Origin of the sequence: Algibacter mikhailovii, assembly GCF_014651495.1 — a bacterium.
Taxonomy (GTDB): domain Bacteria; phylum Bacteroidota; class Bacteroidia; order Flavobacteriales; family Flavobacteriaceae; genus Algibacter_E; species Algibacter_E mikhailovii.
This window is the reverse complement of record NZ_BMWZ01000007.1, coordinates 243154-268592: the sequence shown is the minus strand read 5'-3', so window position 1 is coordinate 268592 and position 25439 is coordinate 243154. Positions and strand designations below refer to the sequence as shown.

Annotated in this window: 24 protein-coding genes; 23 read left to right on the top strand and 1 reads right to left on the bottom strand. The window is 34.6% G+C overall.

Annotated features, from left to right (window positions below; all coding sequences use genetic code 11):
* The first annotated feature begins 11 nt into the window (after positions 1-11).
* The 12 genes from IE051_RS15315 (at position 12) to IE051_RS15260 (ending at position 14353) form a co-directional block, all read left to right on the top strand.
* Positions 12-824 (top strand): DUF3179 domain-containing (seleno)protein, encoded by an 813-nt coding sequence (locus tag IE051_RS15315; RefSeq protein WP_189362233.1) that lies wholly within the window; start codon positions 12-14, stop codon positions 822-824.
* A gap of 117 nt (positions 825-941) precedes the next feature.
* Positions 942-2015, top strand: a complete 1074-nt coding sequence (locus tag IE051_RS15310; protein WP_189362231.1) for a serine hydrolase domain-containing protein — start codon at positions 942-944, stop codon at positions 2013-2015.
* Between the two features lie 200 nt (positions 2016-2215).
* Positions 2216-3814: a glycoside hydrolase family 30 protein gene (locus IE051_RS15305; protein WP_189362229.1), complete on the top strand. Its 1599-nt coding sequence runs from the start codon at positions 2216-2218 to the stop codon at positions 3812-3814.
* Positions 3815-4191: 377 nt separating this feature from the next.
* Positions 4192-6570 (top strand): TonB-dependent receptor, encoded by a 2379-nt coding sequence (locus IE051_RS15300; protein WP_189362226.1) that lies wholly within the window; start codon positions 4192-4194, stop codon positions 6568-6570.
* Between the two features lie 31 nt (positions 6571-6601).
* A complete protein-coding gene (locus tag IE051_RS15295) occupies positions 6602-7825 on the top strand; it encodes a DUF4374 domain-containing protein (RefSeq protein ID WP_189362224.1) in 1224 nt (407 codons plus the stop codon).
* Positions 7826-7904: 79 nt separating this feature from the next.
* Entirely contained in the window at positions 7905-9065 is a 1161-nt protein-coding gene (locus IE051_RS15290; RefSeq protein ID WP_189362222.1) for a PepSY-associated TM helix domain-containing protein, read from the top strand.
* A 316-nt stretch (positions 9066-9381) separates the two neighbouring features.
* A complete protein-coding gene (locus IE051_RS15285; protein ID WP_189362220.1) occupies positions 9382-9816 on the top strand; it encodes a cupin domain-containing protein in 435 nt (144 codons plus the stop codon).
* 162 nt (positions 9817-9978) lie between these two features.
* Complete coding sequence (locus IE051_RS15280; protein WP_189362218.1) at positions 9979-10482, top strand: hypothetical protein; 504 nt, start codon at positions 9979-9981, stop codon at positions 10480-10482.
* Positions 10483-10775: 293 nt separating this feature from the next.
* Positions 10776-11447, top strand: coding sequence for an alpha/beta hydrolase (locus IE051_RS15275; protein ID WP_229796838.1), 672 nt, complete (start codon positions 10776-10778; stop codon positions 11445-11447).
* A gap of 340 nt (positions 11448-11787) precedes the next feature.
* Positions 11788-12645 (top strand): helix-turn-helix domain-containing protein, encoded by an 858-nt coding sequence (locus IE051_RS15270; RefSeq protein ID WP_189362214.1) that lies wholly within the window; start codon positions 11788-11790, stop codon positions 12643-12645.
* Between the two features lie 63 nt (positions 12646-12708).
* Entirely contained in the window at positions 12709-13581 is an 873-nt protein-coding gene (locus tag IE051_RS15265; protein WP_189362212.1) for an SDR family oxidoreductase, read from the top strand.
* A gap of 10 nt (positions 13582-13591) precedes the next feature.
* Positions 13592-14353 (top strand): DUF1330 domain-containing protein, encoded by a 762-nt coding sequence (locus IE051_RS15260; RefSeq protein WP_189362210.1) that lies wholly within the window; start codon positions 13592-13594, stop codon positions 14351-14353.
* A gap of 118 nt (positions 14354-14471) precedes the next feature.
* Here the strand turns inward: IE051_RS15260 and IE051_RS15255 are convergent, their stop codons facing one another.
* Positions 14472-14906, bottom strand: a complete 435-nt coding sequence (locus tag IE051_RS15255; RefSeq protein ID WP_189362208.1) for a cupin domain-containing protein — start codon at positions 14904-14906, stop codon at positions 14472-14474.
* A gap of 72 nt (positions 14907-14978) precedes the next feature.
* Here IE051_RS15255 and IE051_RS15250 point away from each other — a divergent pair, with 72 nt between their 5' ends.
* The 11 genes from IE051_RS15250 to IE051_RS15200 all read left to right on the top strand — a co-directional run bounded on the left by IE051_RS15250 (position 14979) and on the right by IE051_RS15200 (position 25287).
* Positions 14979-15575, top strand: a complete 597-nt coding sequence (locus IE051_RS15250; protein WP_189362206.1) for a TetR/AcrR family transcriptional regulator — start codon at positions 14979-14981, stop codon at positions 15573-15575.
* Between the two features lie 284 nt (positions 15576-15859).
* Positions 15860-16192 (top strand): ArsR/SmtB family transcription factor, encoded by a 333-nt coding sequence (locus IE051_RS15245; RefSeq protein ID WP_189362205.1) that lies wholly within the window; start codon positions 15860-15862, stop codon positions 16190-16192.
* Positions 16193-16241: 49 nt separating this feature from the next.
* On the top strand, positions 16242-16709 hold the full coding sequence (locus IE051_RS15240) for a DUF6428 family protein (protein ID WP_189362204.1): 468 nt from the start codon (positions 16242-16244) through the stop codon (positions 16707-16709).
* A gap of 25 nt (positions 16710-16734) precedes the next feature.
* Positions 16735-17367, top strand: coding sequence for an arsenate-mycothiol transferase ArsC (locus tag IE051_RS15235; RefSeq protein WP_189362203.1), 633 nt, complete (start codon positions 16735-16737; stop codon positions 17365-17367).
* A gap of 2 nt (positions 17368-17369) precedes the next feature.
* Positions 17370-18416, top strand: coding sequence for an ACR3 family arsenite efflux transporter (arsB, locus tag IE051_RS15230; RefSeq protein WP_189362202.1), 1047 nt, complete (start codon positions 17370-17372; stop codon positions 18414-18416).
* Positions 18417-18633: 217 nt separating this feature from the next.
* Positions 18634-19107, top strand: coding sequence for an AraC family transcriptional regulator (locus IE051_RS15225; RefSeq protein WP_189362200.1), 474 nt, complete (start codon positions 18634-18636; stop codon positions 19105-19107).
* Between the two features lie 85 nt (positions 19108-19192).
* Positions 19193-20488, top strand: a complete 1296-nt coding sequence (locus tag IE051_RS15220; RefSeq protein WP_189362198.1) for a hypothetical protein — start codon at positions 19193-19195, stop codon at positions 20486-20488.
* A 157-nt stretch (positions 20489-20645) separates the two neighbouring features.
* Positions 20646-22388: a sulfatase family protein gene (locus IE051_RS15215; RefSeq protein ID WP_189362197.1), complete on the top strand. Its 1743-nt coding sequence runs from the start codon at positions 20646-20648 to the stop codon at positions 22386-22388.
* An 11-nt stretch (positions 22389-22399) separates the two neighbouring features.
* On the top strand, positions 22400-23284 hold the full coding sequence (locus IE051_RS15210; RefSeq protein WP_189362194.1) for a DUF302 domain-containing protein: 885 nt from the start codon (positions 22400-22402) through the stop codon (positions 23282-23284).
* 347 nt (positions 23285-23631) lie between these two features.
* The gene (gene ahr / locus IE051_RS15205; protein WP_189362192.1) at positions 23632-24639 is read left to right on the top strand and encodes an NADPH-dependent aldehyde reductase Ahr; all 1008 of its coding nucleotides are present in this window, start codon (positions 23632-23634) and stop codon (positions 24637-24639) included.
* Positions 24640-24816: 177 nt separating this feature from the next.
* Complete coding sequence (locus IE051_RS15200; RefSeq protein ID WP_189362190.1) at positions 24817-25287, top strand: OsmC family protein; 471 nt, start codon at positions 24817-24819, stop codon at positions 25285-25287.
* Positions 25288-25439 lie beyond the last annotated feature (152 nt).

Below are 25439 nucleotides of genomic sequence, written 5' to 3'. Positions count from 1 at the left end.
ACCAAAGCAACATGAAAAAAATCATTTTACTAATTCTTACAATTCTGTCTATAGGATGTAAAGAGCAAACAAAAAAAGAAGAAGCCAAATCTGAAGACAGCAAAGAAAATGTAAAAATTAAACGACCAATTGCGTTTGAAAATGGCAAATTTTTCGAAATTGATGGCAAGAAAATGTTATACGGTGGAGAAAATGAAAATGAACATTTTGACATTACTAATTACCTTCTCAAAGACGAACAATTTCACTACGGTATAGGACGCGAAAAATTTCCAGCATTATTAAAACCTGAATTTATTACTGTAGCCGAAGCAAGCAAGGTTTGGGCAGATAGCACACGATTTTTGTTAGCCCAATCTGGTAATGAAGTCAAAGCATATTCTGTCAAAGACTTAACAAGACATGAAATTGTAAACGATGTTTTAGACGGACAGCCAATAATGGCGGCTTACTGCATATTAGCTGATTTAGGGGCTATTTATGAGCGGAATTATGGAGATAAAGAGCTAACCTTCGCATTAAGTGGATACACCTATTATGACGAAAATGTTTGGAATGGATTAGATGGGTTTGTGTTTTGGGATAGGGAAACAGAAAGCCTGTGGTGGCCATTGATTGGAAAAGCTGTTTCTGGACCTTTAAAGAATGTAAAGCTTATTGAGATGGATAAAGACAAATGGCGTGATACCAACTGGAAAAACATACGTGAAAATTACCCCAAGGCGAAAGTTCTAAAATCAGGGCAGGATTTTGAAAGGCCAACCGAATGGAAAAAAATGGAAGATATAACCTCTATTGTAGAGAACTTTTCAGTGCAACAATAACAACGTATTTAATGACTTACTAGTCCACTTAAAATTAATGAAGTCAGTACTATTCTAAAATTATTACTAATTTAACCCGAACAAATCATATACAAGCCGGTTAGCCTTAATAAAAAAATGAGAACTGTCAGAATCATCTATCTACTATCTGTATTCATTTTAGCCCACTCATGTAAGCAAAAATCAGAAGATAAAATTAATCCAGATTTTATCGATTTTGAAAACAAGCTTATTGAGAACGGCTTTTCAGGTGTTGTTTTAGTCGCTAAAAATGACAGTTTGGTTTATCACAAGGCATACGGGAAAAAGAATAGTCAGCCCAACCAATTTAATGACTTAAATACAGTTTTTGATATTTGTTCTCTTACTAAACAGTTTACAGGGGCAGGAATAATGAAATTGGTAATGCAAAACAAGCTTGCTCTTGATGATCGATTATCAAAATACTTTGATGCTGTTCCTCATGACAAAAAAAACATAACAATTCATCAATTACTCACGCATTCTTCTGGGTTGACAGATGTTGTAGGAGATGATTACGAGACGATTACTGAGGCAGCCTTTCTAAACAAAGTATTTGCTACTAAGTTGATCAGTACAGTAGGAATGGACCATCATTACTCTAACATAGGATACAGTTTGCTAGCATTAATTATTGAAAAGGTTAGCGGAACGAATTACGAAAGTTTTCTAAATTTTGAGATATTTAAACCCTTAAAAATGAACCATACGGGATATGTGATTCCAGATTGGGATACTAATGAAATCGCTAACGGTTTTTTGAATGGTACTGAGTCTATAAAACCAAATGAAAGGAATTGGAGTGAACAAGGGCCTTATCTTAATCTAAAAGGTAACGGAGGATTATTATCTACAGCTGGGGATTTGCTAATATGGAGCAAAGCAATCAAAGCCAATTTAATACTCGACGAAAAATCCACATCAACATATCTTTATCCTCATATCTCAGAATACTTGGATGGCAATTCTTATTATGGCTATGGTTGGGTTATTGAAAATAATGATTTAGATGATAAACTCGTATGGCATAATGGTGGGAGTGACACCTTTGCATCAGATATGTGGATTTACCCTAAAAAAGGAATTACAATAATTGTGCTTAGTAATAAAGCTGAAGAATATGTCTATTCGATAACAAAAGAAATTTCAAATATTGTATTGACAAAGTAAACGTGTCCCATTAAACAATGGCCATTAGTAACGCTTAAACTGTTACCATTAAAATGTTGGTTGATTTTCATTATCGCAATAGCTTTTTACCTATTTTTAACCTAACAAACTAGAAAACAGCTCAAAACAAATGTTTTTGTCTGGCTTGGTATTCGCCGAATGCCATTGCCGTACTGAGCACAGACGTAAAATCAACAATTATGAATTATCCATTAATACATAGATTATCCAGACATCATATTAGCCTAGTACAGATTCTAACACTACTAATTTTAATATCGTCATGTGCTTCAAACCAAAAAGATTATGTAGTCGAGGTATATCAAACCTCACAATCTGGGGATAATCTCAAATTAATTTCAAATAATCCCACGACACAATCAACGGGCAAATACAAAAAAGTTAATTTACAGGTTAATGCTGACCAAAAATTTCAAGAGTATATTGGATTTGGGGCATCTTTTACCGAATCGTCAGCATGGAACTTGGCGACCATTCCAGAAACACTTCGTAAAGAAGTATTAACACGTCTTTTCAGCCCAACAGCGGGTGCAGGGTTTTCTCTTACACGGACACACATAAATAGCAGCGATTATTCTAATAATCACTACACTTATATTGAATCTGGTGATAAAAACCTTTCTACCTTCAGTATAAATGAAGACATGAAAGGTTTTACAGGTGAGGAAAATGAGCAAGTAAAAGGTATTGAGTTGATAACACCAGATTATGACATCATCCCAATGATAAAAGAAGCGCAAAGTGTTAAAGACGCACATTTTAACATCATAGCCTCACCATGGAGTCCGCCTTCATGGATGAAAACAGGCGAAACTTCAGAAATGACCAATGGCACTTTAATGCCTCAGTACTATAGTCTTTGGGCAAAATATCTATCAACATTCGTAACGGCCTATGCCGAACATGGCATTGACCTTTGGGGCATTACCCCGCAGAATGAACCTCTACATGCGCATGATGCCCGCTGGGACAGCAATGGGTTTACAGCTGAACAAGGTCGAGATTTTTTAAGGGATCACTTAGGACCTCAACTTGTTAAAGATGGCCATTTGAATCTTGAGGATTTAGATGCCGGATTACGTGTTATTATTTATGACCATAATAAGTCCACAATGAATGATTATGTCACACCAACATATACCGATCCTGAGGCGGCCAAATACGCATGGGGTACAGGCTTCCACTGGTACACGAACTCTGAACTAGAAGAAAATAATTGGTATGCCAAAGCATTAGATACTTTAAGAACCACTTGGCCAGAGAAAGGAATGATTCATACTGAATCGAGCATTGATATTGATGCCAATGATCCAATTGGTCAATATTGGCGGGAAAGTACTGATTATGCCGGTACTTTTGTACCCTTCGACACCTATGCTTACGATATAATCACCGATCTCAATCACGGGGTTCAAGGTTACGTTGAATGGTGTATGATTCTGAGTAACAAAGGTCAGCCAAACCCATACGACAACTTTAACAGTGCTCCAATACTCATTAACCCAATTACTGACGAGGTCATTTATACACCACTATATTATTTATTAAGCCACTTTAGTAAGTTTATAAGACCTGGCGCACACAGAATAGAATTGATTGGTGAAGCGATGGAGGGTCTTGTATACACAGCAGCCTTAAACCCCGATGGATCCATTGCTGTAGTGGTCTATAATAGAAATACAGAACCCCTAGAATTGGGGCTAACTTTGAAATCTGAAACCCTTAAAACACATATTGCACCAAGAGCTATTCAAACCATTAATTTTCGATTCAATTAATTCACATCAAACAACTTTATAAATAAACTTGGCTATAAACACGCTATAAAATTTTTGCACTTTGACCACATAATAAGCCAAAAATCAAGCACCTATTAGCCACACCATATTTCCCAAAATCAAGACTGTACACAACACACAAATACAAGGTCTAAACAAAAAACCCAAAGACTATAGGCTTGTTTGCTATGGTCATAGATTAATGTGTTTTTCGAAAATTTAACACGCATTTCTCGCTAGAAAAACGCACTGAAGGTATTCAGAAATCCGGACTCAAAAACCCTTATTTAGATTTATTATAAATAATTTTGGTAAACAAAAATATAAGTTTATTTTCGCCAAATATATGTTATTTATATTTAGTCTAAATTAAAACTATGCGTTTTTTATCAATAATTATGTTTTGTTCAATTGCTTCGAATGCCCAAAACATGGATGGTGTTATCAAAGGCGAAGTCAGTGATGATACAGGACAACCTTTGTTAGATACAACTATCATTCTAAATAATACCGCAAAAGGTACATCAACAGATATTGACGGCCTGTACACTATAAATAAGATTTTACCTGGGGATTACATTTTAAAAGTATCTGCTATTGGATTTAAAACCCAGGAAATTAATGTGTCAATACTTTCTGGAAAAACCGTTACCAAAAACGTTGTGCTATTAGAAAACACTTCCTTGTTAAATGAAGTGGTAGTAACAGGTAAAACTAAAGCTGCTAAAATTGAAGAAGTAGGCTTTAGCGTTGATGCTATTGAAACTCAAAAGATAAGAAATCAAAGCATTGAATTAAACGCAGTCTTGAATAAGGCTCCCGGAATTAACGTAAGATCAACCGGTGGCATTGGTTCTGATTTTGAATACTCCATAAATGGTTTAACGGGTAATGCTATTCGATTTTTTATAGACGGTATTCCCATGGATTATTACGGTTCTTCTTATTCTATAAACAACTTACCTATTTCGCTTATTGAACGCATAGACATCTACAAAGGGGTTATTCCGGTAAACCTTGGTTCTGACGCTTTAGGCGGCGCCATAAATTTGGTAACCAATCAAAAAACAACAAATTTTGCCTCGGCATCTTATTCTTTTGGTTCTTTTAATACACACCAAGTGGCTTTACATGGCCAATGGAAATCTAATTCAGGATTTACCACAAGACTGTCTACATTTTACACCTATTCTGATAATAACTATAAAGTTTGGGGACAAGGTGTTTTTTATGGCGAAGAAGGTACAGGTAAAGCTATAGAATTCACAAAAGACAATCCCGCAGAACGCTTTAACGATGATTTTAAAACCGCAAGTGCAAAGTTCGATATTGGTTTTTCACAAAAAAAATGGGCAGACCAATGCTTTATTAGTCTTTTAGTATCGGGCCAAAAAAAAGGCATACAAACGGGCCAAACCATGGGACATGTTTATGGAGAAATGCGCAATAACGAAGAAGTCATTATGCCCAGTTTAACCTATCAAAAAAAGGACTTCTTAACAAAAGGATTAGATGTAAATACATTTGCGGGTTACTCACATACTAAAGGCGTTGTTATAGATACCACCAAAAATGTATATGATTGGAGAGGAGAAATAATAGGCACAAACCCTTCTGGTGGAGAAATTGGTCGTAATGGAAGTTCTTTATACACTCAAATAGATAAATCTGAAATATTTAGGATTAACGGCACCTATGAATTACCGGCAAATTTTAAAATCGGGGCTAACTATTTATACTCTAATACAAGACGAACTGGCGATGATCCTTTTGCTGCAGCGAGTAGAATTCCGTACTCCCAACCTCAAAGTATCGGTTCGCATTTTGCAGGGCTCTCTTTAGAAACAAAAAAGTTTAATAATAAACTAAATGCCAATGCATTCTTTAAGTATTATGGATTTAATGCTTCAATTAATGATTTGGTTTACACTACTGAATATGAAATTATAAATTACAAAAACCATGTTTCTAATTTTGGTGGCGGTTTTGCAGCTTCTTATAAAATTTTACCAAACCTTATTCTAAAATCCTCATTAGAACAAGCAACTAGGTTACCAAGTCCAACAGAGGCTCTTGGCGATGGTGTCACCATCCAACCAAATTTTGAGATAGAGCCGGAACAAAGTTTCAATGTGAATGTAGGCGCTATATTAGGAAGATATGCCCTTGGAAATCATGGTGTAAAAATAGCCTTAACCGCATTTTATAGGAACGTTACAGACAAACTTCAACTTAACATTTTTGGAGGCCAAGAACTTGGACAATATACCAACATAAGAAAGATTGGAGGCACAGGCGCAGAAATAGATATTGTTTATGATTATAACCAAAACCTAAGATTCAATTTAAACGGCACGTACCAAGACATAAGAAACAAACAAAAAATAGATGAAAATGGGAATAACAATATCTTATATGGTGATAGACTAAGAAATCAACCCTATTTATTGGCTAATGCTGGTGTAGAATATACGATCAACGACTTTATTCAAAAGAAATCTAAAATTTTCACCTATCTGCAATCTAGCTATGTTCATGAATTTTTTCTAAGATGGCCTAGCCTTGGAACAGCAGATCAAAAAGATATCGTTCCTAAGCAATTGGTTTTTGATGCTGGTGCGAGTTATACGTTCCCTTCCAAAAAAATTAGTGTGGCCATAGACATCTCTAATATACTTAACGAACAGGTTTACGACAATTTTTTATTACAAAAACCAGGTCGTGCCATTTTTGCAAAAATTAACTATCAATTATAAAAACAATTACAAATTAAATTTAATTAAAACCATGAAAACGAATACATTATTCAAAACAAGTGCATTTTACTTACTAATAGTATTAAGTCTAAATTTTTCAAGCTGTGATTCAAATGATGATCCCAATGTAACACCTCCTAAAACAGAATATCCAGATTATTTAGTTGGAACCGCTGTTGATGGCGAAGGCTATTTCTTAACAACAGATAATATTTTAACTGGCTCCTTAACTATAGTTGGAAATGGGTACGAAGGTTGGTCAAATATATCAGCTACCGTAGACGGATATCTTTATGTTATAAACAATACTGAAGGTTTAACTGAAAAATTTCAATTAACTGAAAATGGCCCTATTAAAGTAGATGCAATTTCAAACGCCGTATTAACTCCTGGTGGTTTTTTCCGTTATATTCAAGCTACAGATAATGGCGATTTGTTTTTATCAAGCAATCCAAATAGTGATGGTTACACGCCTTACGCTATTATTGATTTAGACAATTTTGCCGCCACAAATTCAGGATTTATAAGCTTCCCTTTGGTTGATGATAAGACAAACTTGTGGTCTAATGCCCTAGTTGAAAATGGTAAAATCTATTTTGGTTCTACTTATGGTAATTCTGATTGGACAGGAATTGCAGACGCCCTAATTACTGTAGTATATGACTACCCTTCTTTAACCAACCCTGTAGTTTTAAGTTCTGATGCCTCAGCAGGCATGACAGCTGGGTATAGAACAAATGGTACTTTTGCCACTGAAACTGGAGACATTTACCAATACAACATGACAAGTTCGCTTTGGTTTGGTCATGATGAATTAGCAAATAAACCATCTGTTTTTGTAAAAATAGCGAATGGTGATTATGACGCTAATTATGTACTAGATCTCTCATCACATTTTAATGAACCTGTAGCGATATGGAATGCATGGTACGCAGCAGATGGTATAGCCTATGCAAATGTTGTTCGTGTAGCTGATGTTCCTGCTTGGGGTGATTTATCTCAAAACACAGGTACTTTAGTAGAAGTTGACCTTATTAATAAAACAGTTACAGAGCTAAATTTACCAAACGCTTCCTTTGTTAATATCTTCACTTTAGATTGTGTAGAAGAAGGCAAGTTCTACATTCCTGTAAGTGTCACTGGAGGTGATGCTCACATTTATGAAATTAGTATTGGCGGTGGTGCAAATGGATTTGCGCAAGGTGCTGCCTTAGATGGAAGTAATGTTTACGTAAATTCTCTATTAAAAAACTAGAATCTCAATTTTTAATTAAAAACAATAAAGTAAGGCTCCGTATTCCAATCCATTGGATACGGAGCTTATTCCCATTCCTATGACTAAATCTTTTAAAAAAATACTTCTAAACATTCATCTTTGGCTAGGTTTAGCATCAGGAATTATTGTTTTTATTGTGGCAATAACGGGTTGTATTTATGTGTTTTCATATGATATAAAAGATCTTATTTATAAAGACAGGAATGAGGTATTAGTTTCTAAAAACGCAAATAGAGTAACAATATCACAACTCATTAAAACAGCCGAAAATACTTTTAACAACAATTACAGTTTTCAAAACATTGTTATTTCTGACGCCCTTAACCACAGCGTAAGTATTAGCTTTTTAGATGTTGATGACAACGCATTTGGTTATCACAATTACATGAGCTTTTATAAAACGGTTTACCTGAATCCTTACAATGGAAAAATAATCTACATTGAAAATACCAAGTGGGAATTTTTTAATGTCGCCTTAGCCATTCACATGAATCTTTTTATGGGCTATAACACCGTTAGTCATTACATCATTGCGGGTGCAACTTGGATTTTTGTTATTATGCTCATTTCTGGGTTAATTTTATGGTGGCCTAAAAAATCGCAACGCAAACAAAGTTTTTGGTTTCGTTGGAAGAAAACCTCTAAATGGCGACGAAAAAACTACGACTTACACCGTGTTTTTGGCTTTTACGTATTTCTTATTGCTTTAATTTTGGCATTAACTGGATTAATGTGGGCTTCAAAAAGTTTTAATAGTTCAGTAAAATGGGTTGCAAACGGTGGAAAAACTATGCCATATGCCGCAATTTCTAAACCCATAAAACCTACAAATGCAGAACAACCGTTTGATGCTATTTTAAGTACCACCAAAACAAAATATCCTCAATTTGAATACCTTTTAATTAGAAAACACCCGAAACCAAGTGTGCCTTACATTGTACGCGTTTACAAAAAAGGAGAACAAAACTTTAAACGCACCGAGCTGTATTTTGATAGACAAACAGCCGAATTATTAAATACATTTAAATTCTCTGACAAAAATAACGGCGAAAAAATACAAGCGTTAAATTACGATTTACATGTTGGTACTATAGGAGGGTTACCAACTCAAATAGTAGTGTTTTTAGTTAGTTTATTAATTGCTTCTTTACCCGTTACAGGTTTTATTATTTGGTACGGACGAAAGAATAAAAAGAAAAAAGTTTTGGATAATATTTAATATGTTGGAAAGCCACTTTTTCACAGTACACCAAAGCCAATCCTTTGTAAAATAGCCTATTCACAACGATTCAGAAATATTAAATGTCCTTAGTTGTTGCACTTTAGGTGTTAACCAAAAACCAAAGGAAGCGCAATTACATTCCGTTAAGAAGGAAGAGCTGTGCACAACAACATCTGAAACAAATGGCTTACTTCTACCCTACTTGCAAAAATTTTATCGGATTTTCAATTCAAATTTTATTTACTAACTTAAGTGCTTAAACACGCAATGATAGCGTTCACCCACACGTTGGCACTAAAATAAATCGAACTAAATGAAATCAAAAATTGTAAAAAAAGATTCAGGTCATAAATTAAATGTCCTAGGAGATAATCAGAACATTAAACTAACCGGAAAAGACACTAACGGCCAGTTTACTCTAATAGAGCAGAATAATAAACCCGGAATTGGAATCCCACCTCATGTGCACGACAATGAAGATGAAGTATTTCAAGTGATGGATGGTCAAGTGGAAATGACCATTGGAGAACAAACAACTATTTTAAATTCCGGTGACTTAATTTTTTGTCCTAAAGGTATTCCACATTCTTGGAGAGTCATTGGTGAACAAAATGCGAGAGCAATCCTAAGTATTTTTCCAGCTGGTCTAGAAGTTATGTTTGAAGAATTGTCTCAACTTCCTCCAGGCCCACCCGACCTAGAAAAAGTTGGAAAGATCTGCGGGAAATATAATCTGAGATTTGTGTAGTCAAACATAGTGGCTAATACCATTTTCAATTAACTGCTTGATGAAGTAAGTAGCAATTGGAATTTACGCCCAGTATTCCTCACTTTATGCTTTTTGCTTATCTCGGGCATTGTTAACAAACTCCCCTAAGCCTAAACCTTATTTAGAATACAAAAACATAAAATGGAATTTAAAATTTTAGCAGGAATCATTATTGGCGTATTTGTTCTCTTTGCATTATTCCGAATACTAAAAACAAAGCCTGTTTCAAAGGAAATAACCAAAGAGTATAATTGGAAAACAAACAAAGAAAAGTTCAAAACGGAATTTATTCAATTAATGACTAAAAGACCAATTTTAAATTATCTCGTAATCGATTTTGGTGAATATTATTTGCAATATCAGGGTTGGAATAACGGCACGGAATTTTATTGTGAAACAGTAAGTAATACATTTTTAGAAAGTACATATCAACTTAATGATTTACAAATAAAAAAACTAAACAACCTGAACTTTTCAAATCCAAATACAAAAGATTCTGAAGGTAACGCATCACCAAATTATTCAAAATTATACAAATCGAATAATGACCCTGATCGAATAAAAATATTTAACGAACTGATTTTTATAATGAGTGATATATATAATTTAAACAGTAATGAAATATTAAAAATTCGATATGAATAAATTCTATTCCTAACAATGGGTATTATTATAAAAAACACCCTTTTTATTTCTCATGATATCTATTTTCGAACTATTAAATGGAAAATGATTGCTAGCATACCGTATTTGTACTGTAGAACCCGTTTATAATGCTCGATTAAAATTTGAAATTGTAAAACCAGATTTTGATTGCCTTAACAATAATACATCACATCCAAATTTCAAGACCAAACATGACAATTAAAAAGTGGAATAAAAGAAAAATTTTCAGGACTGTTTGGTTCGTTATGGTTATAATTTTTTTCATCTGGAACTTGAGTACATTTCAATCTCGAAACCTTCCTGATAACACATTTTCAAACTCCAATTTGGTATCTGTAATTGAAACAGATGATGAAATCAAATTTCAATCTAAAATCTCAGAGCACAAACCAGAGATAATCTTTTTTCAAGGAGGATTAACAGACCCTAAAGCCTATGCGCCGCTTTGTAGAAAAATAGCAGAAAGTGGATTTACCTGTCATTTGATTAAGATGGACTGGAGACTTCCTGTAAATGATTACAAAAAAGCACTTAAAATTGTGGAAAACCAAGAAGGGAACTTCGTTATTGGAGGACACTCTCAAGGCGGAAAAATGGCTGCCCAACTTGTCTATGAAAACCCACTACTATTTAAAGGATTATTCCTAATGGGCACATCACACCCACGCGATATTGACTTGTCAACTCAAAATATACCCTGTATAAAACTCTATGCCGAAAATGATGGTTTAGCAAGTATCAATGAAGTTATGACTAACAAAAGTAAGCTTCCCATGGATACAAAGTTGGTTATGATACAAGGTGGAAATCACTCCCAGTTTGGTTACTTAGGAAAACTTTTTATGGATAGCTCTGCTACTATTTCACTTGAAAAACAGCAAGATTTCACCTATATTGCTTTAATGGAGTTCGTGAAAGACATTAACAACAGCTTATTCCCTTAAGGATACGGAGCACACAAAAACGCAATTAAAAATCAGCTTGTTATGCAAACATTAAATACAATCCAATAATGACAAAATTGAGTAAAATAAAACCCGTCTATTTATATTCTATTTCCGGAGGTTTTTTCATTCTAGCAAGTAATTACAAATCAGAAAGTAATTCTTTGTATATCACCTTTGTAGGTGTTGGGAGCTTCATTTTACTATTGGCATTGATAATGTATTTTAAAAGAAAAAAAACATAACAAAGGATATTAAAAAATGACCCGTTTTGACAACAAAATGAACCAACAGGAAAACTCCAAGTAATGAGTAAGAACTATTTTTAATAGAAAAGCGCATGGTACAAGACTATAAAACCATAGACTTATTCGGCAAATTACTATTTGAAACCATTATTTTAAAGCCACCTTATAAAAAGCCTAATTTAATGCCTAATGAGGCCTGTTTTTTATATATTCTTAAAGGGGAGTATGATTCTATATCCGAAACTGAACGACTTCGAATTGAGGCAGAAGAATCGTTATTAATGAAATGCGGGAACTACACATGTAATATGTATCCTTCAAAAGAATCAGAGACTTATCAGGCCCTTGCTGTACATTTTTATCCAGATATTTTAATAAAAATATATAAGAACAAGCTTCCCGATTTCCTAACACAAAATCTTCCTTTAGATATAGGCATGTCAAAACTAAATAGCGACATATTGATTAGGAAATATATTGAGGGAATATTGTTTTATTTTCAGAACCCCGATTTAATTTCAGAAGAAATACTAATCTTAAAACTAAAGGAAATCATACTGTTGTTAAACCAGACCAAAAATGGTCCCGCAATCAGATCCATACTTTCTAATCTATTCAGTCCAAGCTCACATTCCTTCAGAGAAATTGTTACCGCCCATTATTATGAAAATATTACCTTAGAAGAATTAGTCATTTTAAATAATCAAAGCTTATCTACCTTTAAAAGAGAATTCAAAAAAATATACAACTCATCTCCAGCCACGTACTTACGCGAAAAAAAGCTAGAAAAATCAGAGCAATTACTTATTTCTACAGACTTAAGAACTACAGATATTGCCTATGAATGTGGCTTTTCTAATGTGTCTCATTTTTCAAAAACATTTAAAAACAAACATGGAATTTCTCCAACAATTTATAAGTTGACCCATTTAGACAAATCTTTGAACTAATCTTAAAACGCTTACACGGTCTCTGTTTTCATCTTTGCATCATAAACAAAAAAACATGTAAATATGAAAACAGTACTTATTACAGGATCTAGTAATGGATTTGGTTATTTATCAGCATTGACACTAGCCAGAAATGGATTTAACGTATGGGCCACCATGCGCGACACCCATGGAAAAAACAGAATAAAAAAAGAAGCACTTGAAAACATTGCAATTGAAGAAAACCTGGCAATAACGGTAGCTGAATTAGACGTCACGAGTGATACATCCACCGATACTCTGGTAGATAGACTTCGTATTGAAGAGGAGCATGGGCTTGACGTGTTAGTGAATAATGCAGGCGTAATGTATGTTGGCATTACCGAGGCCTATAGTTTAGAGCAAGTACAAGAACAATTTGATACTAATTTCTTTGGAGCTATTCGAAGTACTAAAGCATTTCTTCCGCTCTTAAAAAAATCAAATGATGCGCTAATTCTCAATATTTCGTCATTAGCTGGGCGATTAGTGTTTCCCTATTTTGGCATTTATTGTGCTAGCAAGTTTGCCTTAGAAGCTTATTCAGAAGCATTGAAATACGAACTAAAACCGCTAGGGGTAGATGTTTCTATTATAGAACCAGGACCTTATCCATCAGGACTATTATATAGTGGACCTAAAGAGGATGATACAACTACTTTAGAAAGTTATGGCGAAATGGCTGATGTTCCTAAAGCCATGCTTCAAAATTTTGATGCTTTTTACAAAAGCGATGCCTCACCAAATCCACAAGAAATTCCAGATGCTATTTTAAAAGTAATCAAGCTACAAAAAGGCACGAGACCTATAAGGCAAGCTGTTGGTATAGACTACAACACCAATGCATTGAATAGTCAATCTAGTTCAATTCAAGAAAGCCTAATAAAGGAGGCCTTACAAATGGCCCATTTAATTTAAATTATGAATAATGAAAAATTTAAAAATACTAACGCATTTTACGTTGCTAGTATCACTTCTAATATCGTGTAGTATAAAAGCACAAAATTCAACCATAAACATAAAAAAAACAGATATCATGGATACAAAAAATCAAGAAATCGTAAACGTTGCCTTAATGTATATAAAAGATGGCGAGGAATCACGCTTTGAAAAATACAAAAAGAAAGGTGGTGCTATTTTAGAGAAGTATGGCGGAAAAATTGAACGTATTATCAAGCCAACGATGCTCGCCGAAGGAGAGATGGAAATGCCCGATGAAATTCACTTTGCTAGCTACCCTAGCATTGAGGCATTTAACCAATTCAATGAAGATCCAGAATTTATAAAAATAAGAAATGAATATGCGATACCAGCACTTAAGGATATTTCAATTTTTACTAGTAAAAACACCAATTTTGAATTTAAAAAAGAGGTTGGTGATACAAGCAAAACTTATGGGGTAGCATTAATTTATTTTAATGAAGGCGAAAAGTATATAAAACAATTTGAGGATTACCACGATGAAGTTTGTGCCATAATGCCAGAATTTGGAACTCACTTTGAACGGTTTATTGCGCCATTTCAATCCAAAGGAAATATTGAACGGCCTGATGAAATTCATCGCTTCTATTTTGATTCTATGGAAGGGTTACAACAAATGGGAACAGATGAACGTATGCAAGCCTTGTTTCCAAAACGAGATGCTTCATTAAAAAATCTATACTTTTTTATTGGTGAGGCTAGTTTATAATAACAAATGATTACTATAGAAATAGGTCCGTTTTCAGGGCATATAAGTAGTAGCGGTTTGATTTGAACTCAAATCGCTATTACTTTTACAACACATGTTGCGATAAGGAAAGGCTTAGCTAAACTTTTATTATCATATCAAAATCTGCCGCTGTCTCCATTACTTTTTTGATAATGGTGGGCGTTGTAGATTCTAATTCTGCATTTTCATTTTCAAAAGGTATGCCCAATGTATCAAAAAAGGCTCTAAAACCTTTAGGGCTATGGATATTTACCCACTTACAAGTGGTATCCGTTTTGTTGCCAAAAGTATGCAATGTTTTTGGCGGAATATCAACCGACTCACCTGCTTTAACATGTATCACCTCGCCATTTATAAAAAACTCCATTTCACCTTCTATGATTAAGAAAGACTCTTTGAAACTATTATGTAAATGCGGTGGCGGACCTTGTACCTGTGGTGGTGTTTCGGCCATCATCATATCATAATCACCTGAAGTATCATAAGATGTTACTTTATGACCTAAAACCCATTTTGTATTGTCTGTTTTCATTTTATGAGATTTTTGTCTCACAAAACTATATCTTAATTTTGAAATATCCAAATTTTATGAGATATTTGTCTCATGAAAAAAGAATACATCAAATCAGGCAGGGTCAATCAAAAATTAGAAACTAGAAACAAAATTTTAGCTAGCGCGCAATACTACATCAATAAAGGGTTAGAATTTACCCTTGAAGATATTGCAAAAAAATCTGGAATTTCAAGAGCTACTATTTACCGCTATTATTCAAAAGTTGAAATTCTAGCCAATGAAGCCGGATTAGATTTAAATACAAAAAGCCCAGAAAGTATTATTGAAAACCTAAAAGAAAAAAATATGGAAGACATCATTCTTGGGGTTCAACATTACTACAACCAGCTTGCTATTGATCACGAAGGAGCATTTAGAAAATATCTATGCACCGTATTAACGTCAAATCCAGCCGAAATGAAAAGAGGTGCTAGGCGAAAAAAAACATTACAACTTGCCTTTGACAACACATCCATCAATACTACAGAAAAAGAAAAACTAGTCAATTTATTTACCCTCTTAATGGGCATAGAACCACTAATAGTTACTAAAGATGTTTCAGGTTTAAATAATAATCAATCCATAGAAATTATGAAATGGGGTGTGCAATTAATTCTGAAAGGCTACTTTGAATCCAATACCAAATAATAGACATGCCTAACGAGGAGCGTACAGAATAACTTGTGATACCCTACTCCTAAAATCATCAGGCGGTTAACAAGGATTGTGTCCGCCTTGCTCATAGAGTTCCAACAACACTAGTTGAAATGAACCAACCCCTAAGCCACAAATAAAGAAGGCTACTGCTACGTATTCCTACTATATAGTTCCTTGCTCTCCAATTCGGAAAAAGCAAAATTTCTGTTAAAAGAAATTAAAAATTTTATTATTCAATAGATTAATCGTAATATTGCAATGAAATAATAAAGAAAATGGGATTAGCAAAAACCGAAATGTTTACGGACCAACAAAATGAAATTTCGCTGTTTGCGAAAGCATTCGGACATCCTGCAAGAGTGGCAATTTTACAGCATTTGTTTAAGATTGACTCGTGCGTTTGCGGAGACTTGGTTATCGAAATTGGATTAGCGCAACCAACCATTTCACAACATTTAAAAGAACTTAAACATTTAGGTTTAATTAAAGGAAATGTAGAAGGCACTAGTGTTTGTTACTGTATTCATAAAGAAAATTGGAAAGCAATGAAATCTGTAATGAACGCATTTCTAAACCAAGATTTGACAAACATAAAAGATTGTTGTTAAAAAAAATTTGAATTAATTAATCGTAAAATAACGATAAATAAATATAGTTATGAAGTTATCACAAGTAAAATCAGTATTAAAAGAATTAGAAATTATAGGTTTTCAATTACCAAATGGAACATTGGTACCAAGCCACTTTCACGTCACAGAAGTTGGTAAAATCACAAAACATTTTATTGATTGTGGAGGGACAGTAAGAAACGAAGAAGTTGTAAACTTTCAGCTTTGGAATGCCAACGACTACGACCACAGGTTGCACCCAGAAAAACTCCTGAGTATTATAGAACTTTCAGAAAAAGTTTTGAACATTGATGATTTAGAAATTGAAGTAGAATATCAAGGAGATACTATTGGGAAATTTGGACTTGATTTTGACGGGAAACATTTCCTACTAACCAGCAAGCAAACTGAATGTTTGGCAATGGATAAATGTGGAATTCCAGAAGAAAAGACAAAAGTAGAATTATCAACTTTAAGCGCTGAACCTTGTTGTTCGCCAGACGGAAACTGTTGCTAATTAACAATTCAAAATTTAAAACAAAATGACAACCACAGCACCAACGCTATTTTCAGAAATAGACAATTTAATCAAAGGATTAAAACCAGAAACCATTTCGAGTGAACGCAAAGCTGTTTTACAACCGCTCGCTGACTTTATTCAATCTAAGGTTTCTGAAAACAAAGAAATTCGTATCAATTTTATTTGTACTCACAATTCGCGAAGAAGCCATTTATCGCAAGTTTGGGCACAAACTATGGCAAATTACTTTAATATTAAAAATGTGTTTTGTTATTCAGGAGGAACAGAGGCAACAGCTCTGTTCCCAATGGCTGCAGAAACATTGCAAAAATCAGGATTTCAAATAAACACCATTTCAACAAACGAGAATCCTGTTTACAGTATTAAATATGCTAATAACGAGCATCCAATCATAGGGTTTTCTAAAAAATTGGATGACGAATTTAATCCAAAATCAGAATTTGCAGCGATTATGACTTGTTCACAAGCTGATGGTGGTTGCCCATTTATTGCAGGAGCGGAAATACGTATTCCTATAACTTTTGATGACCCAAAAGCCTTTGACAATACACCGCAACAAGCAGAAAAGTACAATGAAAGAAGTCTGCAAATTGCAACTGAACTCTTTTACGTTTTCTCTCAAATAAATTCATAATAATGGCCACAAAAAAATTAAGTTTCCTTGACCGAAATCTTACCCTTTGGATATTTGTTGCCATGGCTTTTGGTGTTGGCCTGGGCTATTTTATTCCAACATTTCCAAATCTTATCAATTCATTTAGTAGTGGAACAACAAATATTCCTATTGCGATCGGCTTAATTTTAATGATGTATCCACCTTTAGCAAAGGTCAATTATGCGTTGTTACCAAAGGTTTTTAGAAACACTAAAATTCTTTCTATTTCACTTATTCTAAACTGGATTATTGGTCCTGTTTTAATGTTTGTTTTGGCAATAACCCTTTTACGAGATTATCCAGAGTATATGGTTGGGCTAATACTAATTGGTTTAGCACGCTGTATAGCAATGGTTTTAGTTTGGAATGACCTTGCCGAAGGAAGTAGTGAATATGGGGCAGGTTTAGTGGCATTGAATAGTATTTTCCAGGTGTTCGCATACAGTTTTTATGCTTGGATCTTTATTACAATTCTTCCACCATACTTTGGGTTTGAAGGCGCAATTGTTGATATTTCAATTGGAACAATGGCCGAAAGTGTCGCTATTTATTTAGGTATTCCCTTTGGAATGGGCATTTTAAGCAGATTAATTTTAGTTAAACTAAAAGGCGAGGCATGGTACACAAATAAATTCATTCCAACTATTTCGCCAATGACCTTAATTGCACTTTTATTTACCATTGTAGTTATGTTTTCTCTAAAGGGCGAATTGATTGTAGAAATTCCGATGGACGTTATTATTATTGCGGTCCCTTTACTTATCTATTTTACACTAATGTTTATCATTGGCTTTTTCTTTACCAAAGCTATGGGCGCTGAATATGATAAATCAGCATCTGTAGCATTTACTGCAGCAGGAAATAATTTTGAGTTAGCAATTGCTGTTGCTATTGCAGTCTTTGGACTAAATTCAGGGCAAGCCTTTGCAGGAGTCATAGGGCCTTTAGTTGAAGTTCCCGCATTGATTTTATTAGTGCGTTTGTCCTTTTGGTTGCGGAAAAAGTATTATACAAAAGCCATGGTTTAAACCCCAATACTTTAGCTAGCTGTACGAGCAAAAACCGCATCAAAAATTACAAAAAATATGGTTTTGTAAAGGCTAGCCAATCAATAAAAATAAAAAAACAGTGGGTGACCACATATAAAAAAATAGCGGTTTAGGTCCATCCTGAACCGCTTTTTGCTTGTTATTAATTATATTACTATCTGAAATGATTAGTAGTTAAAAAACATAAGTTTAGAAGTTGAAAAAAGCAAAACGTATTAGAGTTTTAGAATTAAGGAAAATCACTCTTGCGAAGGTAGAATACCAAGGAAGTTTTCAAGGCATTGGAGCAGCTTATGGTAAACTCATGCAATGGGCGCGTTCCAATGGATTTTCAAACCCTAAAACGAACAAAACCTTAACTATTTATCACGATGACCCAAACGTAGTTGGAATGTATAATGTCCGACAAAGTGCCTGTATCATAGCGAACAAACCTTTTGAACCAACAAATGAGATCAAAAAAACAGAATTAAACGCTGGGAAATGTGTTGTTGGCAGATATGAAATTTCATTTTTTGAATTTAAAGAAGCCTGGCTTGAAATGTTTGATTGGATACATAAAAACAATTTAAAAGTTTCAAAAAAAGACGCTTTTGAAGTTTATCAAAATAATTCTAATACACATCCACTTAAAAAAACGATAATTGACATCTGTATTCCAATTGAATAAAATAACCTTGTAAGTAATGATGAACCCATCTGAATAAGGCTACAACATTTGAAACTAAAAAGCGCGATATTTAAAAATCAATAAAATGAAATACAATCTAGTCCTTCTTTTTTCGATTTTGCTTTTAGCCTGTCAAACTGAAACGAAACTACAAAAACCTTGTAATTTGGTTGACTTGGGGGCCATAGGATTAACAACCGACTCGCTTCGGGCTGCAGGTAATCATTCTCAAGCCGCACAATTGTATTTTGAAGCTGGCACTAAAAATGAATCGTCAGAATTATTTGTCTATGCGGCATGGCAATTTGGTGAGGCAAACCACATAGATTCAGCCTTAATTTCTATTAAGCGCGCAATCAACTTCGGGATGAATAGTCCGTACATTTTAGATAAAGTTGGCATAGAAAAAGAAAGCCAGACTAGTGCATTACGTCCTGAATTAGATAGGCTTTTAAATGACATAAAAGTTAAAAATGGATCGGTTGAAAATTTTGAAGTTATCACGACACCCATTGATCGATTTTGGAATTATTTTGACCAAGCCTTAAACGATACAATCCATGCAAAAAAACACCTGTCTGAATACATTTGTGAAGGCTCAAATGCCCTAAAAGATTACTATCATATTAGGTATGAAAACACGGAAAACATGTATCAGGTTATGATTAAAAAAAACTCAGAATACTATACCTATTTAAAAAATTACTTGACTGCTGAGAAGCTAAATAAGGTATCCCAGCAATCAGAATTGATGATGCAAAAATTTTCAATATTATATCCCAAAGCCGTTTTTCCTAAGACCTATCTGGTTCCAGATTTACTCAATGGAACGGGTACACTTACGGAGTCTGCCCTATTTATTGGCGCTGATATGTTTGCAAAATCAAAGGACATGCCTTTAAAGAACCTAAGTGAATGGCAATTATCAACAATTACCGAATATAGTAATATGAAGTATGATTTGGTACATGAACTTATGCATTTTCAACAGTCGTATTCAGATTTTGAAAACAGCGCATTATTACTCGGAAAATTAATAGAAGAAGGTGTTTGTGACTTTTTGGTATCATTACTTGCAGAAAATAATCAGGTGAGTCCTGGTGTACAACGAAATCTTGATTATTTACAAATAGATAGTAATTATATGTTTATCATGCATGAACTTAAACGTGATATTTATGGCCAAGATTTATCTAAATGGATGCACAATGGAGGTGCCATTACAGACCGACCAAGTAATTTGGGATATACTATGGGATTTTTAATATGTAAGTCTTTTTATGAAAATAGCACCAATAAGAAACAGGCTATTTTTGAATTACTCAACACCAATAACTTTAAAAAAATCATTGAATCAAGTGATTTTAAAGAACTATTGTAAACAAAAATAGTAGCACATACCTTTCAGGACGCGTGCTTAAAAGAAATAAGGCACCAACTTTCTATCTGCGATTTATTTACTATATTGAGTACATAAATTACGCAACTAATCGCGATCAGTAATATAGGTATTAATTACAAATCAATAATTTTTTCAAATGAAACATTTTATTTATGCCATCATGGCCATGCTCTTTTTTGCAAGCTGCAATCAACCAAAAAAAAAGGAAGTAACCTCTCAAAAAGAGAAACCATTAAATGTGCTCTTATTGGTTGGCGATGATATTGCCTTTGGAGATCTTGGTATCTATGGATCAGAAATCAAAACACCAAACTTTAGTCGTTTGGCAAATGCTGGGGTGCGCTTCTCTAATTTTCATGCTTCACCAGTATGCTCTGTAACACGCTCTATGTTACTTACAGGTTGCAACAATATTGAGGTGGGCCTGGGTTCATTTGATTACTCCTTCTACCCGCCATCAAAAGGGAAACCCGGATATGAAGGGTATTTAACTGATAATGCACTGACCATTACCCAGCTTTTTAAAGATGAAGGCTACGAGGTTATGAAAGTTGGAAAATGGCATTTGGGTGGTGAAGCCGCAGGTGGACATGGTCCGTTACATTGGGGTTTTACAAAAGAATTTGGTATACTATCAGGGGGATCCAACCATTGGAACAACCTACGAATGACACCAGATTTCAGCGACCCTGATTATAAAAACAAAAAGTTTGAAGAACATTGGACTTTGAATGGAGAAAAATACAACCGCCCCGAAGGCATCTACTCTGGAGAACTCTACACAAACCAAATGATAGAGTTCATAAAAGAGGCAAACGCAAAAAAGAAGCCATGGTTTTCTTATATGGCATTCACCACAGCACACTTTCCTATTCAAGCACCACCAGAATTAATTGAAAAACACTATCAATTCTATCTTGAAAAAGGCTACGAAGGACTTAAGCAATTTAGGTATGAACGTTTAAAAAATAATGGTCTTATTTCAGAGATTGCAAACCCTTCTCCAGAAAACGATTTGGTAAAAAAGTGGGATGACCTGAGTAAAGAAGAAAAGGAATATCAAGCCAAAGTGTTTGCTACCTATGCCGCCGAAATAGAAGACCAAGATAACCGAATTGGGCAAATGCTTGATTATTTAAAGGCGTCTAATCAATTAGAAAACACACTGATAGTTTATGTCTCAGATAATGGTCCGGAGGGGATGGAAGCTGAGAATCCAAAGACTGGAAATCAGGATTTTGGAGAATGGATTGCCAACAATTACGATACCTCATTTGAAGCCATTGGTACTGCCAACTCCAGTAATTACATTGGCACATCATGGGCAAATGCCGCAACAGGAGGTTTATCTTGGTGGAAATGGTTTATAGGCGAAGGAGGTGTTCGTGTTCCTATGGTAATTGTACCACCTGGAGCCATGAACAGTGATTATAGTAGAGCAGGAGAAATAAGCAATGTTGTTATGTCGGTTAAAGATATTCCAATGACCATTCTAGACTATGCAGGAATTAATCACCCGGGAAGTCAATACAATGAAAAAGCAGTGGTTCAACCTTCTGGAATTAGTGCACGACCATTTTTAGACGGAAAGGCAAACCATGTAAGAACTGATAAAGATTGGTATGCCTTTGAACTCTTTGGAAATGGGTATTTAATGAAAGGCAACTATAAGTTAATGAAGGTTCGTAAAGGTATGTTTGGTGACGGTGAATGGCATTTGTATAATGTAGTTAATGATCCTTCTGAAAGTAATCCATTGGAAGAAGACCAGACCGAAATATACAACGAAATGTTGGCATTATACAAGGGCTATGAAGACCAACATAAATTGGTAAAGGTAGACGAGGATTGGAGTGCTTTTAAAGCCGCTAGCGAATAAATCATAATACAATGAAGAAAGTCATAGTAATAGGCGTATTGTTTGTTATTTTCACAAGCTGCCAAAATCAGAAAAAAGAGGTTAAAAACATTAAAAATCAAAATACCATTGCTGAACAAGTTTCTGCTTTGAGTAAGACGTTAAATCAAAACATTCAAGAAAAATATGTGATTAACCTGAATCATCACCAAATGGCAAAAGAAGAGGGTGTCTATACCCCGCCTTCAATTGCCACCATTTTCTCTGATCCCAATGTGAATACAGCATTGATAAAGAAAAATGCGCTTATTGGTATTGATCTTCCTTATAAAATCCTATGTTATACTGAAGCCGATACTTCTCGTGTTTCTCTGACGTACACATCGGCCGATTTTATTGCCAAAAGACACGGATTACATGCTAAAGAATTAGAAGATTATCAGAAGCACATGCGTAAGCTTTTAGAACCCATAAAAGGTGTCAATATTTCAGAAACCAAGACAGACTCCGTTGATGTTGGATATGGGATTATAAGTATAAAATCAGATTTTGACTTCAATCAAACGGTGCAAAACTTAAAGGCCATAGTAGAAGCTCAAAATGACACACGTTGGTTTGGAGATATTGATTTTCAAAAAGATGCTAAAGCTTTAGGTGTTGAAATTCAACCGGCTACACTGTTGTTGTTTGGTGGTCCAGCTCCAGGAGGAAAAGCCATGATGACAATGCCAAAAATTGGATTGGATGCCTTTTGTCAAAAGCTATTGGTTTACAAAAAGGACAATGGTGAAATATGGATTGCTTTCAATGATATAGTAGCATTCGCAAAACTGTATTATGGCTCATTTACTAAACCGCAGGCCATGATTAATCAGCGACTAAAAGTCACGTTTACCAAAGCTGTTCTAAAACAGTAAAGTCATTAAGGCGTATTCATAATCTTTTAAACTGAAAATTTAAGACAACCATACAGCCAAGGCTTACAGAGCAAATGGAATCCTTATAAATGCTCTGAAACCATTTTCCAATGGGATTACAAGGTTTTACAAAAAAGACCTAATGATCATAAATATTGAGGTAAAAACTAACAACGATAGCATCACGACCTTTGCCTTTAAATGCGGTTAAGTTTCCCAAAGAAAATCCAATCTTATTAATTATCTTTATGTGCACAAGGAAATACCCCACTTCTCTTTCAGTAAAAAACCACACACGAACACCGTGTGTGTGAGTAATTTAAAGCTATTAATAAAAACAATATATTATGAAAGTAAATGGATACGCTGCAACCGAGCAAAATGCAAAACTAACACCTTACTCTTATGACTTAGGAGAACTAGGTTCAGAAGACGTTGATATTAAAATTTCTTATTGTGGCATTTGTCATTCTGATTTAAGTATGATAAATAATGAATGGGGAATGACTCAATATCCGCTAGTGCCAGGTCATGAAATCATTGGAGAAGTCATAGCTACAGGTAATGCGGTTAAAAACGTGAAAGTTGGAGACAAAGTAGGGTTGGGATGGATGTCTGCGTCATGCATGAGTTGCGAGCAATGTATGGACGGTGAACACCATCTTTGCGGTCAAAGTGAGGCCACTATTGTAGGTAGAAATGGCGGATTTGCCGATATGGTTCGTGGGCATTGGTCATGGGCTATTCCTCTTCCTGACGGTATTGATATGAGTAAAGCAGGTCCTTTATTGTGTGGTGGTATTACTGTTTTTAACCCTATTATATTGGCTGGTGTTAAACCAACCGATACCGTTGGCGTTATCGGGATTGGAGGTTTAGGACATATGGCGCTTAAGTTTTTAAAATACTGGGGTTGTGAGGTGATTGCCTTCAGCTCAAACCCAAGTAAAAAAGACGCTATTTTAAATATGGGTGCTACTCAGGTCATTGACTCGACATCCCCTGAAGAATTAGAAAGTATCACTGGAAAATTAAATTTTATTTTGAATACCACTAATGTATCATTGGATTGGAATTCATTTTTAACTGCTTTGGCACCAAAAGGTAAATTTCACACCGTGGGTGCTGTATTAGAACCCATGGCAATCCCTGCCTTTAGTTTAATTATGGGAGAAAAAACAGTAGGTGGAAGTCCTATAGGAAGTCCTGCATTAACTAAAACGATGCTCGATTTTTGTGTAAGACATAATATATATCCTGAAGTTGAGGAATTCCCAATGTCTCAGGTGAATGAAGCCATTGAACATCTAGAAAACGGAAAAGCCAGATTCAGAATTGTATTAAAAAACGAATAATGACAAGCAATACCGACCATTAAGCATTGCTTCTGATTATTGCTGAATATCCTTAAGGATTTTTGGGTTTGGCATACCAGTAGACCAAATAAAATTTTTAGTGCCATACCACGTAACTTCTGATAATTGAGACCGTGGTGTGGCATTTTGAATACTACATAAAATTTCAAAATAAGCATGAAAAAACACAATTACGAAATAAAAGTTGAATGGACAGGTAACCTGGGAAGTGGCACGCTAAATTATAAGGCTTACAACCGCAACCATAAAATCATAGGTGACGGCAAATATAGTGTTATTAATGGTTCATCTGACCCCGCTTTCTTGGGCGATAAAACAAGATATAATCCAGAAGATCTTTTTTTGTCGTCTTTATCTTCTTGTCATATGCTTTTCTATTTACACCTATGTGCAGAACATCAAATAATAGTAACTGAATATTTAGATAACGCCACAGGCATTATGGAAGAGACTAAAAATGGTAGCGGAAAATTTACCAAAATAACTCTTAAACCAATAGTGAAAATCACAGACCCAAATAGCATTGAAAAAGCGAATGAATTGCATGAAAAAGCGAATGAACTTTGCTTTATAGCCAATTCTTGCAATTTCAAAATTGGACATCAACCAAAAACAATTGCTGAATAAAAAATCAGGTTTTCACCTTAATCAAACTTTTATTGTAAGGCTCCAACAAAAAAGTCACCAGAAAAATTCAATTATCTGATACAACAAAATAGGAATACGCCTATATTTAGCCTTCAAAACACCGCATATGGTATTTTAAAATTAGTACAACC